Below are 17,799 nucleotides of genomic sequence, written 5' to 3' on the forward strand. Positions count from 1 at the left end.
GCGGCTCCGGGGCCCTGCTGCGATGGAACCCCCACAACGAAAGGGGTTCCGCACATGGCAGAGCCGACCGGACCCGCCGCCTCCCCCGCCCGGGGAGCCCCACGCCTCGACCGCAGATCCCTACGCGCCGACCTGCGCCGTCTGGTACCCGACACCGCCGCGGCCCTCGCCGTCACCTTCGCCCTCTTCGTCCTCCTCTACTCCCGCGTCGAGGCGGGCACCTCGCAGACCCTCGTGGTCATGCCCTTCCTCGCCGACGCCGACGAGTACTGGCTGTACTGGCTGTGCCAGGCCTTCGGCTGGTCCGGGCTGCTCTGGGCCTGGATCACCGTCATGCTCGGCCTGCTCCGCTCGACCGCCCCCCTGCCCGGGGCACCGGTCTCCCACGCCCGGATCGAACGCTGGCACCGCGTCATGAGCCTGACCACCATCGGGCTCATGTTCGCGCACGCCCTCGCGTTCTTCCTCGAACTCGTCCGGGACAACGAGGACGGACTGGGCTGGGGCGGGCGCCTGTCCTCCGCGTTCGTGGACACCTTCGTGCCCGGCGGCTACTCCTCCGGAACCGGGCAGGTCGCCATCCTCATCGGCCTCATCGCCCTCTACCTGGCGATCCCGCTCGGCCTCGCCTACTACGTGCGCTCCTGGACCGGGACGCGCGTGTGGCGGGCCCTGCACCGCTTCGTCATCGTCGTCTACGCGCTCAGCGTGTGGCACACCCTGCTCTACGGAACGAACGTGTGGTTCGACGGCTGGTTCCGCACGGCGGTGTGGGCGCTCCAGCTCCCCGTGGCCCTGCTGCTGCTGGCCCGGCTCCTGGCGCCGCTGCGCGCGGACGAGCGCCTCACCCGGGACGACCTCGCGCGAGGGCGCAGGCTCGGGGGGCTCGCCCGCGCGGGTGCGCGTCTGGGCGTCGCGGCCGCCGTCGTCGTCCTGCTCGCCGTGACCGTCACCGGTCGCGACGGGGGCAGGACGCCGGGGGCCGGGAGCGGGGAGATGCTGGTGACCCAGAGCATGGTCTGGGGCGGGCTCGCCCTCCTGCTCACGGTGATCGGCGCGGTCGTCCTCGCGCTGCGCGGGCGCCCAGCGCGGGGGTGAGGCGGGCGGGCACGCGGACGGGGGAAGCGTGACGGCTCGTCCGTCCGCACGCCAGGGGGTCGGACGGGCGCGCACACGCGGGCGGGGAGGCACCCACCGGTGCCTCCCCGCCCGGGATCGCGCGGGACCCCTACCTGCCGGGCTTGTCGTCCCGGGTCAGGGCGTCCTTGGCCTTCTCGCCCGCCTGCTTGAACTTCGAGGTGTTCTTCTCGGCCTTGCCCTCGGCCTGCCACTGCTGGTTGTCCGTGGCCTCGCCGAGCTTCTCCTTGGCCTTGCCCTTCAACTCGTCGGCCTTGTTCCTGGCCTGGTCGCCCGCGGACATATGCGCCTCCCACTCGGTTCTCGCTCCTGTGGGCAGACCTGACCGCCGGGCGGGGGTGCGAACCGTGCTCACGGTAAAAAATCCGACAAAGAGGACAAGGGGGGTGTCGCCTAGGCTCCCGGGGAGATCGTGGCCACCGAGTCGAACGGGGCGTGCGTGCCCACCCGGCCGCTGATGCCCCGGCGCACCATCTCCTTGGCCACGTCGGTCGCCGGTCCCACGTCGCCGCCCTTGGCCAGCTCGGCGGTGATCGCGGCGGCGAAGGTGCAGCCCGCGCCGCTCACCCTGGCGTTCCCGATCTTGGGGGCGCTCAGGACGGTCGTCTCCTCGCCGTCGAAGTACACGTCCACCGCGTCCGGGCCCGGCAGCTCCACGCCGCCCTTGACGATGACGTGCCGCGGCCCCAGCTCGTGGATGCGGTGGGCGGCCTCGACCAGGTCGTCCACCGTCTCCAGCGCCTCCATCCCCGCGAGGGTGCGCGCCTCGAAGAGGTTGGGCGTGATGACGGTGGCCAGCGGCAGGATCTGCGCGGTGAGCGCCTTGTCGGTGTCCAGGGCCGCGCCCGGCTCCTGGCCCTTGCAGATCAGCACGGGGTCCAGGACCACGTGCCGCCACGGCTGGCGCCGGAGCCCCTCGGCGACCACGTCGATGGTGTCCGGGGTGCCCAGCATCCCGATCTTGACCACGTCCAGGTCGTGGCAGGAGGTGGCCGCCTCGATCTGGTCGGCGATCACCTCGGGGGCCACGGGGACGAAGCGGTGGCCCCAGCCGTTCTCCGGGTCGAAGGACACGATGCAGGTGATCGTCCCCATGCCGTAGACGCCCAGCTCCTGGAAGGCCTTGAGGTCGGCCTGGATACCGGCGCCGCCGGTGGCCTCCGACCCTGCGATCACGTACGCGCGGTTGGTCATCGGGGAACCCCCTCGTCTCGGTGTGCTGTTGCGGAGTCCGCGGCCCCCACCTGCCCGCGAACCCCCGAACAATTGCACCACAGCGGACAGGCCGGACGTTCCCCCAGGTCGCGGCGCTCCGTCCACGACGCCCCGCCCGCGGACCGCGGCCGGGGGAGCGGGCGCGCCGAAGGGCGGCGGGGCCGCTCGCCGCCGCGCCCGGCCGGATCCGCCCCGGGGCCTGGACGGCAGAAAAATATTACCGTATTATTTTTCCATGGCACGAACAGCGGACCACGAGGAGCGCAGGCGGCAGGTCGCCCGCGCGCTCCTGAGCACGGTGGGGGAGCGGGGACTGGCGCGGACCACCCTCGCCGACGTCGCCGACCGGGCGGGCGTCTCGGTCGGCCTGGTGCAGCGCTACTTCCGCACCAAGTCGCAACTGCTGCGCTTCGGCGTGGAGTACCTCTACGGGCAGGGCGCCGACCGGCTGACGGCGGTGCACACCGACGGTCCGCCGATCGCCTCGGCCCGCGACTGGATCTCCCGCGCGGCGCGGACCCTGCTGCCGCTCGACGACGAACGCCGCGCCGAACTGACCGTGTGGCTGGAGTTCCTGCCGACCACGATGACCGACCCGGAGATGTCGCGGCTGCACAAGGACACCACCGCCGACCTGGTGGGCGTGTTCACGCAGGCGATGGACGAGGCGGTGCGCCGGGGCGAGCTCCGGCCCGGCACGGACACGGCGGCCGAGGCCGCCGGGCTCGTCGCCCTCGTGGACGGCCTGACCGTGCACCACCTCGTCACCGGCGGCGACGCCTTCTCCGAGAGCGCGGTCCGCGCCGCGCTCGCCGCCCACCTGGACCGGCTCTTCCCCGCCCCCGAGAGCCCGTGAAGCCGTGAACCCGTACGAACCGGAGCCCGAGGGGGCCGGTATGACCAGCACGACACCGCAGAGCACGGCTCCGGCCCGCCCGGCCGCCCGGCTGCCCCTGCTCGACGTCCTGCGCGGCGTCGCCATCATGGGCACCCTGGGCACCAACGTGTGGCTGTTCGCCGCACCGGGCGCCGAGGCGGGCATCATCTTCGTCCCGGACGCGATCGGCCCGATGGCGGCCTTCCGCGAGGACCCGTCGGCGGCGACCCTGGCGCAGGGCCTGTTCGCCTTCGCCGCCAACGGCAAGTTCCTGGCCCTGCTCACCCTGCTCTTCGGCGTGGGCCTGGCCATCCAGTTCCGCTCCGCGGCCAGACGCGGCGGGCGCTGGCCCGGCCCCTACAAGTGGCGCGCACTGTTCCTGTTCGCCGAGGGGCTCGTGCACTTCACGCTGGTCTTCGCCGCGGACGTGCTCATGGGCTACGCGGCGGCCTCGATCGTGGTGGCCTGGCTGCTCACCCGGTCGGAACGGGCGCAGAACGCCGTGATGTGGACGTGCGCCGCCCTCCATCTGGCCTTCGTCGGCCTGGTCACGGCCGCGCTCCTGTCCGAACCGGACCCGCAGGGCGCCGAGGTCCCGCCCGAGGCCGTGGAGCTGTACGCCGAGGGCGGTTACCTGGAGCAGGTCGCCTTCCGGCTCGACAACGCGCTGCTGTTCCGGGCCGAACCGGTCATCACCTTCGCCCTGATGGTGTTCATGTTCCTGCTGGGGGTGCGGCTCTTCCGCGCCGGGGCCTTCGGCGGCGACGACACCGGCCGCCGGATCCGGGGCCGTCTGCTCGCCTGGGGCCTGGGGATCGGGCTGCCGGTCAACCTGGCCACGTCCCTGGCCGGACCCGACCTGTTCATGCTGGACCGCTACGCCGCCGCGCCCGTCGTGGCGCTCGGCCTGGTCGGCGCGGTCGGCTGGGTCGTGGACCGGGCGAACCCCGCCGGACGGGGGATCACCGCCGTGTCCTCCCTGGGGCGGATGGCGATGAGCGGCTACGTCGCGCAGAACGTCGTCTGCGTGCTGGTCTGCTACGGCTTCGGCCTGGGGCTGGCCGCCCGCCTGGCCGACACCGGCCCGTGGTGGGTGATGGGCCTGTGGGCGTCGGTGTGCGCCCTGCTCATGACCGTGTCGACGCTCTGGCTGCGCCGCTTCCGGGCGGGGCCGCTGGAGGCGTTGCAGAAGGCGGTGCTGGCGCGGGTGCCCGAACGCCGCTGAGCGCCCCGCGACACGGGGCCCCGCCGAGGGCCCCGCACGCCGTGTCCGCCGCGGGCGGACGGCCCGGTGCCGGAAGCGCCGGGCGGCGTGCGGGGCCGACCCGGTCAGATCTGGTAGACGGGTGCCTGGGGAGTGTTCCACCGCGTGGGGGTGTCCTTGGACCCGAAGAAGTCGCCGCCCTTGCGCAGGGTGTCGTCGGTGCCCCAGGCCTCGTCGCGGCCGACCTTGCGCAGGTGCGGGATGTGCTTGCGGCAGTGGATGTAGGCCTCCTCCACGTGCACCACCGTCCACAGCACCGCCTTCTGCCCCGGGACCTCGGGCTCGGGCAGACCGCGGACGTGGCGCCGCAGCTCCACGTCCTCCAGCAGGGACGCCCGGCCGTTGACGTGCAGTCCGATGCGGTCGTGGCTGAAGTCCAGGAACATCAGGCCCACGTGCGGGTTCTCCAGGATGTTGCCCGCGCTGGCGAAGACGCCGTTGCCCCGGAACTCGGGGTAGGTCAGGGTGTGCTCGTCGATCACGTGGACGAAGCCGGGCGGTCCCGCGCGGAAGCTGGAGTCGCACTCGCCGCGCCGGTCGGAGGTGGCGATGAACATCATCTCCTGCCGGGCGACGAACTCGCGCATGAGCGGGTTCAGGTGGTCGAGCATCTGGTCTCGGTAGAAGCGTTCGGCGCGTTCGCTCGTGCCGTTCAGCGCCTGGACGCGGTGCTCACCCTCGCTGCCGGGAACGTGCCGTGGGGAGGTCTCGCGCATCACTGCCTCTCGATGGGGCTGGTGGGGCTGGTGTGAATAGTCAGGGACGCAGGGGCCGCTGCTGTCGGGGAGGAAGGGGTGTCGGGAAGAAGGGGAGTGCGGACGCGTCGCCCGGTGCGCCGGGGCGTCACCCGGTGCCTTCGGGTTCCGGCCACCGCGCCGCGGCGCGGGTCAGCGTGTCGGGGCGTCGGCCCGCAGGTGGGGGGACGACGCCTCGGCGGAGGGGTCGGACCGGGGTGACGCGGGCGGCGCCGGGCGCTCCCCGGGCGGGGAGGCGGCGGTCCTGCCGTGCCCGGCCGTCCCGGACCCGCCGTTCCCGGCCGTCCGGGACCCACCCGACCCGCCCTCGGCCTCGCGCGCCCCCGCGAGCATGTTGGCGGTGATCCACTCGTAGACCACGATCCAGGCCGAGCTCATGGAGGAGGACCAGGTGGGCGAGACCTCGCTGACCGCGCGCACCAGGGCGCGGCCCACGAAGGGGTAGTGCTCGGGCTTGATGTCCATGTCCCGCTTGTGCTGGGCGCCCAGCTGCCTCAGGTACCCGGCGACCTCCTCGGGCTCGTCGAGGTAGCGGACGACCTCCAGCAGGGCGAAGGCCATGCGCTCCTTCTGCGTCTGCATGTTCGCGGGGAACATGTCGCGGACGGCGGGCGCCATCTCGAACAGGTTCTGGTAGAAGCGGTCGGCCAGACGGGTGGAGCCGGGCGGTAACGCGGAGCACGACTGCCGTACCGCCTCGATGACGGCGGGGGCGGGGAGCGGTACCTCTTCGATGGAGCGGGGAGACAAGGAAGCCTCCAATCGGGTCGCGGAAAGGGCTGTGCCACGGAGACGCACGTACCACCGTGGTGACGGAGCGTAGTCAGGCCGGGGGTGCGGACACGCGTTCCCCGCCGGTTCGCCGACCGGGGGACGCGTGCGGGCTCGGTGCGCGCGGAACCGGACGGCCGGACGCGCGCGGGAGGGCCTCAGCTCACCGCTGGCCCGGCGGAGTCCCGGGGGAACGGGTGGGCCGACCCGGCGGCCGGTCCCGCCCTTCGGGTCCTCCCAGCCTCCGGCGCTCCTGACGGGGCCGTGTGCGCGGGCTGGGACGAAGGGAACGGGCGTAGCGCTCCTTCGGCAGTGGCGGGGGTGTCGGGAACCCTCATCGCTGCCTCGTCTTCTTCCGGATTCAGTACTCATCCGAGGTTCGGATGGCACCAAATGCCACGTGAGGGGTGAGCGATGACCGTTTCAACGTTCGCTACCCCCTTTACTGTGTCTGTTGTGGCAATGTAACAGAAATGTCGACGTTTGAGGATATTACCCTCTGGTAGCGCATGAGGCCACAGTGCTACCTCAGTTCTCTGGGATAACTTTCGTCCTTCGTGTGACAGACGGCCTCCGTGTACCGTCCGGAGGCGGCGCGTCAACCGATCGGTTGACCCCGCGATCCACCGATCCCGTGGCCGTGCGGGCGATCCGCGGCGCACCCGCCGCGGGCGATGCTCGGGACATGCCGATCATCGACGTCAGGAACCTGCACAAGCGCTACGGGGAGAAGGTCGTCGTCGACGACGTGTCCTTCTCCGTCGAGGAGGGCGAGATCTTCGGGATCCTCGGCTCCAACGGGGCCGGGAAGACCACCACCGTCGAGTGCGTCGCGGGGATGCGCCCCACCGACGCGGGGACGATCACCGTGCTCGGCCGGGACCCGGGGCGGGAGCGGGACGCGATCCGCCAGCGCCTCGGTATCCAGCTCCAGGAGGCGCGGCTGCCCGACCGGCTGAGGGTCGGGGAGGCCCTCGACCTCTACGCCTCCTTCTACCGCTCCCCGGCCGACACCGGTGAGCTCATGGAGCGGCTGGGCATCGCCGACAAGCGCGACACCCAGTACCGCAGGCTGTCCGGGGGACAGAAGCAGAGGGTGTCCATCGCCCTGGCCCTCGTGGGCCGACCCGCGGTGACCATCCTCGACGAGCTGACCACGGGACTGGACCCCCAGGCGCGCAGGGACACCTGGGACCTCATCGAGGACGTGCGCGACTCCGGGGTCACGGTCGTGCTCGTCACCCACTTCATGGACGAGGCCGAGCGGCTCTGCGACCGGCTCGCGCTGATCGACTCGGGCCGCGTCGCCGCCCTGGACACCCCGGACGGGCTCGTCACGCGGGCCAGCCCGGAGCAGCAGGTGACCTTCCGGGCGCCCCCCGAGTTCGACGAGCAGCTGCTCACCGCGCGGCCCGAGGTGGTCTCCGCGCACCGCAGGGGACGCCAGGTCCGGGTGGCGGGGCGGGGCAACCTGCTCCACGCCGTGACCTCCGTCCTGGCCCGCGAGCACGTCGTCGCCGAGGACCTGCGCGTGGAGCGCTCCAGCCTGGACGACGCGTTCGTCGCCCTGACCGGAAGAGCCCTCGAATCATGAGCACCGACAGCACGAGGAGAGCCCCCGTGTCCACTCTGCTGCGCGTCACCGTGACCGAGGCCCGGCTGCTGACGCGCGAGCCCGTGGCGATCAGCGTCGGCATCCTGCTGCCCACCGCGCTCCTGCTCGGGCTCGGCGCCCTGCCGACGCTGCGGGAGCCCTCCCCGGAGTTCGGCGGCCTGCGCTTCGTCGACACCTGGGCTCCCATGGCCCTGATCCTCGGCATGGGGATCCTGTGCGTCCAGCACCTGCCGACCACCCTGGCCGCCTACCGGGAGCGGGGCGTCCTGCGCCGGATGTCGACCACGCCGATGCACCCCGGGATGCTCCTGACCGCGCAGATCATCGTGGTCTTCGCCGCGGCGGCCGTCTCCGCAGCGCTCCTGCTGCTGTCCTCCTGGCTGGTCCTGGACGTCGAACCGCCGAGCCGGCCGCTGCTGTTCACCGCCGTGTTCACCGTCGGGACCGCCTCGCTCATCGCGCTGGGTGTCCTCATCGCCGCCGTGGCGCCCAGCGCGGGCGCGGCCAACGGCCTGTCGATGACGCTGTACATGCTCCTGCTGCTCCTGGGCGGCGTCTTCCTGCCGCAGAACGTCCTCCCCGACCTCCTGGCGCGGATGGGGGAGTTCACGCCCCCCGGCGCCCAGCTCCTGCTGGAGAGCTGGTCGGGCGGCGCCGGGGACGCGGGGCTGCCGCAACTCGTCCGACTGGCGATAATGGCGGGGATCGCCGTGGCGGCCGCAGTGCTGGCGGCCCGACTGTTCCGATGGGAGTGAGCGGCGGATGAGCCGACGGAGCACCGGGGCGGACGCCGTGCGGGACTGGGACCGGTGGTGGGGCGGGTTCCTCGCCGCCGCTCCCTGGGTCCTGCTGCTGCCCTCGGCGGCGCTGGTCCTGTCCCGGCCCGTGCCGGACTGGACCGGGCACGCGGTCACCGTCGGCCTGACCGCGCTCACCGCCGCCTGGGTGCTCCTCGGGTACGCGCCGCCGTGGCGGGACGGCCGCCCGCTGTTCGCCGGGATCCACTTCGCGGGGCTCCTCGCGCTGTCCTCGGCGCTGATGGCGCACGCCACCCTGTTCATGATGTTCACGGTCTCGCTGTTCTTCCGCGCGATGGCGCTGCCCCGGCGGCTGACCCTCGTCGGGATCGCGGCCACCGCGGTCGCGCTGTACACGAACACGATGGGGTTCCCCGGAACGGGCACGGAGCGGCCCTTCCTGGAGCACCTGTTCGTCTACGTCGGCGTGATCACCATCCAGACCGTGGCCGTCGGCGGAGGGCTCGTGATCGCGTCCAAGGCGGCCGAGCAGCACCGGGAGCGCCGGGTGACGGTGGCCAGGCTGGAGGCGGCCCTGGAGGAGAACGCCGGGCTGCACGCGCAGCTGCTCACCCAGGCCCGGGAGGCCGGGGTGCTGGACGAGCGCCAGCGGATGGCGCGGGAGATCCACGACACCCTGGCCCAGGGGCTCGCCGGGATCGTGACGCAGATCCAGGCGGCGCAGCGGGTCTGGGAGGACCCCGGGGCGGCGCGTCCGCACGCGGACCGCGCGCTCGGCCTGGCACGGGAGAGCCTGACCGAGGCGCGGCGCTCCGTGCAGGCCCTGCGGCCCGGGCAGCTGGTGGAGAGCCAGCTGCCCGAGGCCCTGGGCGAACTCACCCGCCGCTGGGCGGAGGAGCACGGCATCCGCCCCGACCTCGACGTCACCGGCGAACGGGTCGCCCTGAGCCCGGCGATCGAGGTGGTCCTCTTCCGGGTGGCCCAGGAGGCGCTCACCAACGTCGCCAGGCACGCCGACGCCTCGCGCGTGGGCGTGACCCTGTCCTACTCCGACGACGTCGTCCTGCTCGACGTGCGCGACGACGGCAGGGGCATCACGGGACACAGCCAGCACGGGTTCGGGCTCAGGAGCATGCGCCAGCGCGTCCGCGGGATCGGGGGAGCGGTGGAGATCGAGAGCGGCGAGGGGGAGGGCACCGCCGTCAGCGCCACGGTGCCCGCGATTCCGGTGGGGGCGGCGTGATCCGGGTCCTGATCGCCGACGACCACCCGGTCGTGCGCGACGGCCTGCGCGGGGCCTTCACCGCGCAGGACGACATCGAGGTGGTCGGTGAGGCCGCCAACGGCCGCGAGGCGGTCGAACTGGTCGGACGGCTGGCCGTGGACGTGGTGCTGATGGACCTGGGCATGCCGGTCCTGTCCGGTGTCGGTGCGATCGCCGTCCTGTCCCGGGAGCGGCCGGACGTGCGCGTCCTCGTCCTCACGACCTTCGACAGCGAGAGCGACGTGCTCCCGGCGATCGAGGCCGGGGCCACCGGCTACCTGCTCAAGGACGCCTCCCCCGACGAACTCCTGCGCGGGGTGCGCGCGGTGCACCGGGGGGAGTCGGTCCTGGCGCCGACCGCGGTCCGGCACCTCATGGGGCAGGTCCGCAGACCCGCCGGTCAGAGTCTGAGCGACCGTGAGCTGCAGGTGCTGGGGCTCGTCGCGGACGGCGCGTCCAACCGGGCCGCGGCGGCGCGGCTGTTCATCAGCGAGGCGAGCATCAAGACCCACCTCCAGCACGTGTACAACAAGCTCGGCGTGCGGGACCGGGCCGCGGCGGTCGCCGAGGCCTACCGGCGGGGCCTCCTCGGGTAGCCCCGCTCCCCGGACCGCCCCCGCCTCCGGTTACCCCGTTGGGTGATTAGTCAGATACTCTCCGTTCGCGCCCGGGGCGGTGGCCCCGGGCCGTACGAGCGGGAAGTGGGCGCGATGGACGCGTGGGGACATGGCGGGGACCCGGGGACACGGGACGGTTCCGAGGGGCGGCGGGGAGGGGGAACGGCGCCACCCGGTGCCGAGCCGGACGCGCCTGACCCGCGGGGCGGGCCCGAACGGCTGTGGTTCGCGTTCCGCCTGGTCGACGGCGCGGACGAGTACGGCCTGGTGTTCTCCTTCGCCCGCCTCGGCGGGGCGGCGGCCGGGGTTCCGGAAGCCCACCAGGCGGTCTGGTACGTGGCCGACCGGCGCGCACGCGCGCACGGCGGCGAGTCGTGGATGGACCAGGGGTGCGTCGACGCGGTCCGCGCCCTCGTCGGCGCCGACCGGGTCACCGACCCGCGGATGCGCCGGGCGCTCCTCGACGCCCTCTCCCAGGGGCGCCTGCCGGAACCCGACCGCCTGCTCCCGCGCGCGGCGCTGTGGCGGGAGGAGTCCCTGGACCTGGACGCCGGGGGCGTGGCGTATGTGCGCGGGGACGGGCGCGGCGGTTTCCTCGTCGAGGCGCGGGGGGAGGAGTCCGGTTTCCGGCTGCGGCTGTCCCCGGCCGGGGACAGCGCGTCCGGGGACGGCGGCCGCCCGAGCGGGCACGCCGACACGTCCCTCGCCCGCACCGCCCACGGCTCCACGGCCCCCGATCGGGAGTCCCGGGACCCGGGGGTCGCGGAGCCGGAGGCCACGCACCCGGACGCCCCTGGCCTGGAATCCGCGATCCCGGAAGCCTTCGGCCCGGAGGCCGTGAGCCTGGAGGCCGCCGGCGTCCTCCGCCTGCGGGACCGCTCCGTGCGGGTCGCGGGCCGGGGCTGGCACGAGCGCGCGTCCGGCGGGGACCTCCTCCCGGCGCGGGACGGCCGCGACGCCCCCTGGTCCCGTGCCCGCGTCCGCCTGGACAACGGGTGGGAGCTGACCGTCCACCGCACCGGCGGGGCCGACACCCCAGACGAAACCCCGACCGCGTGTGAGGCGACGGCCGTGCTGTCCTCCCCGGTCGGGGAGCGCGTCGAGGCGCCCGCGACCCTGCGCGGCCTGAGCCCTTGGACCTCCCTGGCCACCCTCAACACCTATCCCACGGCCTGCGACGTGGAGATCCCGCTCCTGGACCTGCGGCTCCGGGCCACGGCGTGGTTCCCGCGCCAGGAGGCGGCCTCGGTCACCGCCCCCTCCGGGAGGCTGGAGGCCCACGCCGACGCCGAGGGCACGATGGGGGGCCGCCCGGTCCGCGGCCACGGACTGTGGGAGGTCTTCCCCGACACCCGGATCGAGGACTTCGAGCGCCACGTCACCCGCGTCCGCGCGATCACCCGCCAGGAGATCGACAGCCTCTACCCGGCGGAGCCGGACGCGCGCTCCCTGGCGGAGCTGGCCGGGACCGAGCACCGTCCCGAACGGCTCGACGGCGCGGTGCTGGAGGACCTGCACGCGTCGCTCGTGGGCCCGGTCCGGCACGCCACCGCGGGCCTGGGCAGGAGCTGGCGCTCCTACGTCTCGATGGCGGCCATCGAGCTGTTCGGCGTCGACAGCGAGCCCTACCGGCCCCTGGTGGCCGCCGCCGAACTGCTGCACACCGGCTGCCTCATGATCGACGACGTCGAGGACCGATCACCGCTGCGGCGGGGCCGACCGGCCGCCCACGTCGTCTTCGGCGACGCGGTCGTCGTCAACGCCGGGACGGCGGCCTACTTCGCGCTGGACCGCGTCCTGAACCGGGTCCTGCCCGACGACGACGCCCTGAGGCTGCGCGTCTACCAGATCTACCTCCGTGCGCTGCGGGCCGGACACGGCGGCCAGGCGATCGACATCGCGGGCCACCGGGCCGCGATGGACGAGGCCGTGGAGACCGGCGACGCCGAGGCGCTCCTGCGGCGCGTGCGCTCGGGCCACTGGCTCAAGACCGCGGCACCCGTGCGGGGGCTGGCCGAGATCGGCGCGCTCGTCGCCGGTGCCCGTGAGGAGCAGTTCCGGGCGCTGGGCGAGTACTTCGACGCCGTGGGACTGGCCTACCAGATCTCCGACGACGTCATGGACCTGCGCGGCCTCACCGCGCCCGCCGAGGGCGGCGGGCGCTCGGCGACCAAGCACACCGCCGAGGACCTGCGCGCGGGCAAGGTCACGATGCCGCTGGCCCACGCGGTGGCCCTGCTGCCGCCCCGCCGGACGCGCGAGCTCTGGTACTCGGTGCGCGACGGAGACGCCGACGAGGCGACCGTGGCCGCCGCCGCGGCGTCCCTGGAGGAGTGCGGCGCGGTCGCCGCCTGCACCGGGGAGGCCCAGGACCTGGTCGAGCGGACGTGGAAGCCCCTGCGGGACCTGGTGCCCTGCACGTGGACCTCCGTCATGATGGGCGCCCTCGGCGCCTACGCCGCCCGCCGGGAACGCGAGTAGCGGCCCCCCCCGACCCCCTCCTCACGAGTGAGCAGACCGATGACACACGCACCCACCCCCACGCCCGCGCTGCGGGTCCGCGGCGTCCACAAGTCCTACGGCCGCCACCACGTGCTGCGCGGCGCCGAACTCGAACTCCCCGGGGCCTGCCTGGCCGGACTGGTCGGGGAGAACGGCTCCGGCAAGTCCACCCTGCTGCGCATCCTCTCGGGCGTCCTCGCCCCCGACCGCGGCACCGTGGACCACCCCGGCAGCCTGGGCTACTGCCCCCAGCACACGGTGCTCAACCCGGCCTTCACCGTCGCCCAGCACCTGCGCCTCTTCCAGGTCGCGCACGACCTGCCCGACCTGTCCCGCGCCCGCGAACTCCTCGACGTCCTCGGGTTCGCCGAGTACCTCGGCCACCGGGTCTCCACGCTCAGCGGCGGCACCCTGCAGAAGCTCAACCTCACCCTCGCGCTGATGCACGACCCGCACCTGCTGCTCCTGGACGAGCCCTACCAGGGGTTCGACTGGGACACCTACGAGCGGTTCTGGCGGCTGGCGGCCGACCTGCGCGACCGGGGGCGCTCCGTGCTCGTGGTCTCCCACATCGCCTTCGACACGGTGCGCTTCGACCGCCTGTGGCGGCTGGAGGGCGGACGCCTGGTGGAGGGGGCGGCCCCGCCGGTCCCCCAGGCCCCCGCGGCGGCGGGGGGCCGGTGATGCGCCGCGCCCGGACCCGTTACGCCACCGCCACCCGCATGGCCCTGCTGGAGCACCTGCGCAACCGGCTGGCGCTGGTCCTGGTGGTGCTCTTCATCCCCACCTGGATCACCCTGGTCTCCCTGGTGATCGCCGAGGCCGACGTGCGGTTCCTCCTGCGCGCCACCGGCGAGACCGTCACCGTGCACGGCAACCACGTCAGCAAGATCTCCGGCGCCGTCAACGCCGTCACGCTGATCGTCGGGTTCATGATGTTCATCGTCACCTACCGCTCCTTCGGGTTCGACCAGCGGCTGGCGATGGCCGGGTACCCGCGCCTGCACCTGCTCGCGGCCAAGCTCACGGCGCTGGTCACGGCATCGGCGCTGGTCTGCGCCTACGCGGTGGCGGTGATCTGCTGGTACTGGGTTCCCGAGCAGCCGTTCATGCTGTGGCTCTCCCTGATGGGGGCCGCGCTGGCCTTCGGCGGGATCGGGGTGATGCTGGCGGCCCTGCTCCGGGGGGAACTGGAGGGCATGTTCTGCATCGTCATGCTGTCCATCATCGACATGGGGTTGCAGAACCCGGTGTCCAACCCGTCCTCGGACAGCGACGTCGTGCGCTACCTGCCCGGCTACGGCCCCATGCAGACCGGGGTCGCGGCGGGCTTCCAGGACACGGTGCCGCTCCCGTACCTGCTGCTGGGGCCCGCGTGGTTCCTGGCCGCGGTGGCGGTGTCGGGGGTGGCCTTCCGCCTGCGCACCCGGGACCGCCGCCGGGCCTTCGTCCGCCCGCGCGCCCTCCGGTCGCGCCCGGTCCGCGCGGGCTGAGCGACGGCGCCGCGCCCGCCGGACCCCGGACGGCGGCGCGGCGCGGAGACGGCCCCCGGTGCGCCGCGCCGTGGGCCCGCCCCGGGCCGGTGAGTCCACGCGCTCCGGAAAAGGTGGGAAACCTTTTTCGGCGCCACCTGGAAAACTTCGGAAGAAGGTTTTCTCGGCGGTGCGGATTCCGTCCCCGGGGCGGTCGGAAACGTTTTCCCGGACCGCACTTCGAGAACGCGCCAAGCCCGTGTGGTCAGGCGGTCCGGCCTGCTCCGCGGCCTGCTCCGACCCTCTTCCCGTCAGGTCCGCCGGAGCGTTTTCCGGGAATACCACGCGGCGCGTCCGCGTTGGAATACACAACAGGAGTGCGGGCAGGTGGTGAGGGCCCGCCGCAACGCCGCTCCGGTGCCCGGGACAGCGGGGCGGGAGCGGAGGCCGTGGGGAGGAGCGGTGCAGCACATCGAACACATGCCGTACGACGAGGTCCTGGCCGACGCCGACCTCGGCGCGATGACCCCGGAGGCGCTCGCCTCCCTCGACCGCTTCGGCCGGGAGGTCTCCGCCGCCGCGCGCCGGGCCCTGCGGGCGCACGCCGAGGCTGGGGAGACCGCGTCCGCCGCCCGCGCCTGGAACGTCCTGGTCTCGGCCGACGGGGACTACTCCGTACGCGAGGCGGCGCACGTCCTCAACCGGGACCCCGCCATCTCCACCGGACAGCGCCGCCTGTTCTCCTTCATCCGCGACAGCGGGATGGTCTCCCCGGACGACGACGTGCCCAAGGCCCGGCACGAACGCCATCTGCGCCTGCGGCCCACGTCCTACGACCACCCGCGCACGGGCAGGCGCACGCCGGGGCGGCCGCAGCTTCGGGTCACCGCCGAGGGGCTGCGGTACCTGCACCGGAGGCTGGCCGGACACACCGCCCCGGCTCTGGACGAGGCGGCGTAGGGCCCCCGGGGCACACGCCGCGTCCACCGGCGACGGCACGCGCTGCCGCCCGCCCGCGGGCGCCGTTCCCGTCGCCGCCGCGCTGGATGACGGCGGTGAGGAAGGGGCGGCCGGGACCGTCGGCGGGAACGCCGAGCCGGAGGGCCCGCGTTCCCCGCCGCGAAGGGGCGCCGGTCAGGGTCGGCCCGCGCCCCCTCGTCATCCCGTGCGCTCCCGGCCCCGGACCGGACGCGGTCCGGGACCGGGCCCGTCTCAGGACAGGCGCAGACCCACGCGGGCGGTACCCGCCGGGACCGTCACCAGAGCGCCCTCGCCGGTCACGGTGACCTCCGCGCCGGGAACGTCGGGCTCGGCCCCGCCCGCGCCGACCAGCAGCACCCGCCACCCGTGGGCCGGAGCGGCCTCGGCCTCCACGGTGACCCCGGCCTCCGAACGCCCGGTCCGGAAGACCGCGGCGGCGGTGCCGTCCGCGGACGGCACGGCCGTGGTGGACGCCGGGGCCGCCTCCCCGGCGCCGTACACGCGCAGGGTCAGCCCGTCCGTGTAGTCGTAGTCGGGCCGGTCGTCCACCGCCCCGACCGGCAGGACCGCGTTCGGCCGCACCAGCAGGGGCAGGGAGTCGAACCCGTGGGTCTCGCGGCGCCAGGCCGGGCCCCGCACCGTCTCGCCCGTGAGCAGGTGGGTCCACACGCCCTCGGGGACGTAGTACTCCACGGAGCCGTCCGCGCTCAGCACGGGGGCGACCAGCAGGTCCTCGCCCAGCATGTACTGGGTGTCCAGGTGGTGGCAGGTCGGGTCGTCGGGGAACTCCAGCAGCATCGCGCGCATCACGGGCGTCCCCTCCCGGTGGGCCTGCACGGCCGCGCCGAACAGGTAGGGCATGAGCGCGCACTTGAGCCGGGTGAACACGCGGGCCACCTCGGTGGACTCCTCGTCGAAGTCCCACGGCACCCGGTAGGAGCGGCTGCCGTGCAGCCTGCTGTGCGAGGAGAGCAGGCCGAACGCGAGCCAGCGCTTGAACACCGCGGCGTCGGGTGTGCCCTCGAAGCCGCCGATGTCGTGGCTCCAGAAGCCGAACCCCGACAGCCCCAGGGACAGGCCGCCGCGCAGGCTCTCCGCCATCGCCTCGAACGTCGAGGCGCAGTCGCCGCCCCAGTGCACCGGGAAGCTCTGCCCGCCCGCCGTGGCCGAGCGCGCGAACAGGACGGCCTCGCCCTCACCGCGCTCGCGCGTCAGCAGGTCGAACACCGTCTCGTTGTACAGGTGCGTGTAGTAGTTGTGCATCGCCTGCGGGTCGGAGCCGTCCGACCACACCACGTCGGTCGGCACCCGCTCGCCGAAGTCGGTCTTGAAGCAGTCCACACCCATGTCGAGCAGGGCCTTGAGCTTCCCGGCGTACCACGCGCGGGCGTCGGCGGACGTGAAGTCCACCAGCGCCATCCCCGCCTGCCACATGTCCCACTGCCACACGGTCCCGTCCGGCCGCCGGACCAGGTGCCCCAGCCGGGAGCCCTCCTCGAACAGCGCCGACCGCTGGGCGATGTAGGGGTTGATCCACACGCAGGTCCGCAGCCCGCGCCCCTTGAGCCGGGAGAGCATGCCCACGGGATCGGGGAACAGCTCCGGGTCCCACTCGAAGTCGCACCAGTGGAACTCGCGCATCCAGAAGCAGTCGAAGTGGAACACGCTGAGCGGCACGCCCCGCTCCGCCATGCCGTCGATGAAGCGGTTGACCGTGCCCTCGTCGTAGGAGGTGGTGAACGACGTGGACAGCCACAGTCCGAACGACCACTCCGGCGGCAGCGCGGGGCGACCGGTGAGCGCGGTGTAGCGCGCCAGGATCTCCTTGGGGCTCTCCCCGTGGATCACGTAGTAGGTCAGGGCGTGGTCCTCCACGCTGAACTGCACGCGGCCCACCGACTCCGAGCCGACCTCGAACGACACCGGTCCCGAGTGCGCCACGAACACCCCGTAGCCCCGGTTGGTCAGGTAGAACGGCACGTTCTTGTAGGCCTGCTCGCTGCTCGTGCCGCCGTCGGCCTGCCAGATGTCCACGGTCTGGCCGTTGCGCGTGAACGGCGTGAACCGCTCGCCCATGCCGTACACCAGCTCGCGTATCCCCAGCGACAGCTGACCGAGCATGTGGTGGGAGCCGTCCGCGTCCTCCATGAAGGCGGTGCCCTTGGCGTCGGAGCCGGTCAGCACCGCGCCGCCCGCGCGGAACTCCATCCGCCAGGGGCCCTCGGTGGCCACCCGCAGCGACAGGTCCCCGCTGGTCAGCTCCACCGAGGAACCGTCCCGCTTCACGGAGGGCGCGGCGCCGGGGGCGCTGCGCACGTCGAACTCCGGCGCGCGCCGGACCGAGCCCGCCAGGTGCGTGCTCCGCACACCGATCACACCGGGCGCGGGCGACCAGCAGTCCACCGTGATCAGCGGTGTGTTGAGGGTGTCCCCCCGGTGCCCGATCGGGCGCACCGGGGCGTAGAGGGTGAAACGGTCGTCGCGCACCCGCACGTCGCGGGCCTCGCGCGCGCGGTTGGCGCGCACGCCCTCCCTCATCTGCCAGAAGCCGTCGGTGAACTTCATGGGCGT

Annotated in this window: 16 protein-coding genes; 11 read left to right on the forward strand and 5 right to left on the reverse strand. The window is 73.5% G+C overall.

Features of this window, described 5'->3' with window-relative positions; translation table 11 throughout:
- The first annotated feature begins 54 nt into the window (after window positions 1-54).
- The gene (locus tag AC0VX6_RS02105; protein WP_274975977.1) at window positions 55-1,098 is read left to right on the forward strand and encodes a ferric reductase-like transmembrane domain-containing protein; all 1,044 of its coding nucleotides are present in this window, start codon (window positions 55-57) and stop codon (window positions 1,096-1,098) included.
- Window positions 1,099-1,228: 130 nt separating this feature from the next.
- On the opposite strand, the gene AC0VX6_RS02110 is transcribed toward AC0VX6_RS02105, so the two are convergent.
- Window positions 1,229-1,420 carry a CsbD family protein gene (locus AC0VX6_RS02110; RefSeq protein WP_013155903.1) on the reverse strand — a complete coding sequence of 64 codons (192 nt, stop codon included), beginning with the start codon at window positions 1,418-1,420 and terminating at the stop codon, window positions 1,229-1,231.
- A 110-nt stretch (window positions 1,421-1,530) separates the two neighbouring features.
- Window positions 1,531-2,331, reverse strand: a complete 801-nt coding sequence (gene thiD / locus AC0VX6_RS02115) for a bifunctional hydroxymethylpyrimidine kinase/phosphomethylpyrimidine kinase (protein WP_274975978.1) — start codon at window positions 2,329-2,331, stop codon at window positions 1,531-1,533.
- Window positions 2,332-2,587: 256 nt separating this feature from the next.
- Between thiD and AC0VX6_RS02120 the strand changes: the two genes are divergently transcribed.
- Window positions 2,588-3,208, forward strand: coding sequence for a TetR/AcrR family transcriptional regulator (locus AC0VX6_RS02120; RefSeq protein ID WP_274975979.1), 621 nt, complete (start codon window positions 2,588-2,590; stop codon window positions 3,206-3,208).
- Window positions 3,209-3,248: 40 nt separating this feature from the next.
- Window positions 3,249-4,454, forward strand: a complete 1,206-nt coding sequence (locus AC0VX6_RS02125) for a DUF418 domain-containing protein (protein ID WP_475467285.1) — start codon at window positions 3,249-3,251, stop codon at window positions 4,452-4,454.
- 104 nt (window positions 4,455-4,558) lie between these two features.
- On the opposite strand, the gene AC0VX6_RS02130 is transcribed toward AC0VX6_RS02125, so the two are convergent.
- Both AC0VX6_RS02130 and AC0VX6_RS02135 read right to left on the reverse strand, forming a co-directional pair.
- Window positions 4,559-5,209, reverse strand: a complete 651-nt coding sequence (locus AC0VX6_RS02130) for a pyridoxamine 5'-phosphate oxidase family protein (protein ID WP_274975981.1) — start codon at window positions 5,207-5,209, stop codon at window positions 4,559-4,561.
- A 171-nt stretch (window positions 5,210-5,380) separates the two neighbouring features.
- Window positions 5,381-5,998 (reverse strand): globin domain-containing protein, encoded by a 618-nt coding sequence (locus tag AC0VX6_RS02135; protein WP_475467286.1) that lies wholly within the window; start codon window positions 5,996-5,998, stop codon window positions 5,381-5,383.
- Between the two features lie 706 nt (window positions 5,999-6,704).
- Here AC0VX6_RS02135 and AC0VX6_RS02140 point away from each other — a divergent pair.
- The 8 genes from AC0VX6_RS02140 (at window position 6,705) to AC0VX6_RS02175 (ending at window position 15,207) form a co-directional block, all read left to right on the forward strand.
- Entirely contained in the window at window positions 6,705-7,613 is a 909-nt protein-coding gene (locus tag AC0VX6_RS02140; protein ID WP_475467287.1) for an ABC transporter ATP-binding protein, read from the forward strand.
- Window positions 7,610-8,389, forward strand: coding sequence for an ABC transporter permease (locus tag AC0VX6_RS02145; protein WP_475467288.1), 780 nt, complete (start codon window positions 7,610-7,612; stop codon window positions 8,387-8,389). The genes AC0VX6_RS02140 and AC0VX6_RS02145 overlap by 4 nt, the downstream gene beginning before the upstream one ends.
- 7 nt (window positions 8,390-8,396) lie before the next feature.
- Window positions 8,397-9,635 carry a sensor histidine kinase gene (locus AC0VX6_RS02150; RefSeq protein WP_475467289.1) on the forward strand — a complete coding sequence of 413 codons (1,239 nt, stop codon included), beginning with the start codon at window positions 8,397-8,399 and terminating at the stop codon, window positions 9,633-9,635.
- Window positions 9,632-10,252, forward strand: a complete 621-nt coding sequence (locus tag AC0VX6_RS02155) for a response regulator transcription factor (RefSeq protein ID WP_475467290.1) — start codon at window positions 9,632-9,634, stop codon at window positions 10,250-10,252. Before AC0VX6_RS02150 ends, AC0VX6_RS02155 begins: the two co-directional genes overlap by 4 nt.
- Window positions 10,253-10,366: 114 nt before the next feature.
- A complete protein-coding gene (locus AC0VX6_RS02160; RefSeq protein WP_475467291.1) occupies window positions 10,367-12,754 on the forward strand; it encodes a polyprenyl synthetase family protein in 2,388 nt (795 codons plus the stop codon).
- Window positions 12,755-12,793: 39 nt separating this feature from the next.
- Window positions 12,794-13,459, forward strand: a complete 666-nt coding sequence (locus AC0VX6_RS02165; protein ID WP_475467292.1) for an ATP-binding cassette domain-containing protein — start codon at window positions 12,794-12,796, stop codon at window positions 13,457-13,459.
- On the forward strand, window positions 13,459-14,268 hold the full coding sequence (locus AC0VX6_RS02170; RefSeq protein WP_475467293.1) for an ABC transporter permease: 810 nt from the start codon (window positions 13,459-13,461) through the stop codon (window positions 14,266-14,268). Before AC0VX6_RS02165 ends, AC0VX6_RS02170 begins: the two co-directional genes overlap by 1 nt.
- 441 nt (window positions 14,269-14,709) lie before the next feature.
- Window positions 14,710-15,207, forward strand: a complete 498-nt coding sequence (locus AC0VX6_RS02175; protein WP_274975989.1) for a phage antirepressor KilAC domain-containing protein — start codon at window positions 14,710-14,712, stop codon at window positions 15,205-15,207.
- Window positions 15,208-15,459: 252 nt separating this feature from the next.
- Here AC0VX6_RS02175 and yicI read toward each other — a convergent pair whose 3' ends face one another.
- Entirely contained in the window at window positions 15,460-17,793 is a 2,334-nt protein-coding gene (gene yicI, locus AC0VX6_RS02180; RefSeq protein WP_475467294.1) for an alpha-xylosidase, read from the reverse strand.
- Window positions 17,794-17,799 lie beyond the last annotated feature (6 nt).

This window comes from Nocardiopsis sp. iso_25, assembly GCF_056173305.1.

What these genes read in the sequence shown, in the direction of transcription:
- AC0VX6_RS02140 (WP_475467287.1), top strand. Translation starts at nt 6,705, where the DNA reads ATGCCGATCATCGACGTCAGGAACCTGCACAAGCGCTACGGGGAGAAG.
- yicI (WP_475467294.1), bottom strand. Translation starts at nt 17,793, where the DNA reads ATGAAGTTCACCGACGGCTTCTGGCAGATGAGGGAGGGCGTGCGCGCC.
- AC0VX6_RS02110 (WP_013155903.1), bottom strand. Translation starts at nt 1,420, where the DNA reads ATGTCCGCGGGCGACCAGGCCAGGAACAAGGCCGACGAGTTGAAGGGC.
- AC0VX6_RS02150 (WP_475467289.1), top strand. Translation starts at nt 8,397, where the DNA reads ATGAGCCGACGGAGCACCGGGGCGGACGCCGTGCGGGACTGGGACCGG.
- thiD (WP_274975978.1), bottom strand. Translation starts at nt 2,331, where the DNA reads ATGACCAACCGCGCGTACGTGATCGCAGGGTCGGAGGCCACCGGCGGC.
- AC0VX6_RS02125 (WP_475467285.1), top strand. Translation starts at nt 3,249, where the DNA reads ATGACCAGCACGACACCGCAGAGCACGGCTCCGGCCCGCCCGGCCGCC.
- AC0VX6_RS02145 (WP_475467288.1), top strand. Translation starts at nt 7,610, where the DNA reads ATGAGCACCGACAGCACGAGGAGAGCCCCCGTGTCCACTCTGCTGCGC.
- AC0VX6_RS02160 (WP_475467291.1), top strand. Translation starts at nt 10,367, where the DNA reads ATGGACGCGTGGGGACATGGCGGGGACCCGGGGACACGGGACGGTTCC.
- AC0VX6_RS02105 (WP_274975977.1), top strand. Translation starts at nt 55, where the DNA reads ATGGCAGAGCCGACCGGACCCGCCGCCTCCCCCGCCCGGGGAGCCCCA.
- AC0VX6_RS02130 (WP_274975981.1), bottom strand. Translation starts at nt 5,209, where the DNA reads ATGCGCGAGACCTCCCCACGGCACGTTCCCGGCAGCGAGGGTGAGCAC.
- AC0VX6_RS02170 (WP_475467293.1), top strand. Translation starts at nt 13,459, where the DNA reads ATGCGCCGCGCCCGGACCCGTTACGCCACCGCCACCCGCATGGCCCTG.
- AC0VX6_RS02120 (WP_274975979.1), top strand. Translation starts at nt 2,588, where the DNA reads ATGGCACGAACAGCGGACCACGAGGAGCGCAGGCGGCAGGTCGCCCGC.
- AC0VX6_RS02165 (WP_475467292.1), top strand. Translation starts at nt 12,794, where the DNA reads ATGACACACGCACCCACCCCCACGCCCGCGCTGCGGGTCCGCGGCGTC.